The sequence below is a fragment of the Micromonospora sp. S4605 genome (assembly GCF_003176715.1).
Classification (GTDB): Bacteria; Actinomycetota; Actinomycetes; order Mycobacteriales; family Micromonosporaceae; genus Micromonospora; species Micromonospora echinaurantiaca.
Genome location: NZ_QGSW01000321.1, coordinates 1 through 967 on the forward strand (window position 1 = coordinate 1; position 967 = coordinate 967).

Genomic DNA, 967 nt, shown 5'->3' on the forward strand with positions numbered 1-967 from the left:
AGAAAGTGTTGTGATACCTCGGCGTGATCTTCGTTGGCCGTGTCGGTGAAGATCGTGTCTGTGTCGTTGTGTCTGTAAACCGGCGTACGAGTCCTCTCTGACCGATCCGCAATGGGCGGTGATCAAGCCGCTGCTGCCGCAGCGGGATCCACGCCGGGGTGGGCGGCCGCTGGGTTATCCGCGCCGATTGGTGATCGACACGATCCTGTACGTGCTGCGTACCGGCTGTGCCTGGCGGCACGTCCCGCACGACCTGGCGCCCTGGGACGTGGCTTACCGATGGTTTCGCTGCTGGAGTGCCGACGGCACGTGGGGTCGGGTGCATGACCGGCTGCGAGACGCGGTGCGGGTGGCCGAGGGACGTGATCCGCAGCCGTCGGCGGCGGTGCTGGACTCGCAGACCGCGCACAGCCACCAAGGCGGCGATGCCATAGGCTACGACGCCGCCAAACGCACTCGGGGCCGCAAGCGGCATCTGCTGGTCGATACGGCAGGACTGTTGCTCAAGGCCGTGGTGCACGCCGCCTCGGTGCAGGAGCGCGCCGGGGCCAAGCTGGTGCTGGCAGGCATCACGGACACATTCCCACTGCTGGGGCTGGTCTGGGCGGACGCCGGCTACGTCAACCGCATCGACGCGGGACTGCTGGACTGGGCCCGCACCCACGCCGGGGTCGAGTTGCAGATCGTGGCCCGCAACGCCGACGTGAAAGGCTTCCAGGTGCTACCCCGCAGGTGGGTGGTGGAACGAACCTTCTCCTGGCTGGGACGGTGCAGACGATTGGCCCGCGACTACGAACGCAAGCCCGCGCACGCCGAAGCGATGATCAAGGTGGCGATGATCCGGTTGATGGCCGCGCGCCTAGCCGGTGAGGACGTCGAGCCGCAAGGCCCGATCGAGACCGAGGCAGCCCGACGCCTCGACGACGAACTCAACCAGAAGTAGCCACCCGGTTACCCAACACTTTCT

1 protein-coding gene is annotated in these 967 nt (G+C 66.8%); it reads left to right on the top strand.

Annotated elements, in window-relative coordinates; all coding sequences use genetic code 11:
- The first annotated feature begins 58 nt into the window (after window positions 1-58).
- A complete protein-coding gene (locus DLJ47_RS28425; RefSeq protein ID WP_109904513.1) occupies window positions 59-943 on the top strand; it encodes an IS5 family transposase in 885 nt (294 codons plus the stop codon).
- Window positions 944-967: the final 24 nt, after the last annotated feature.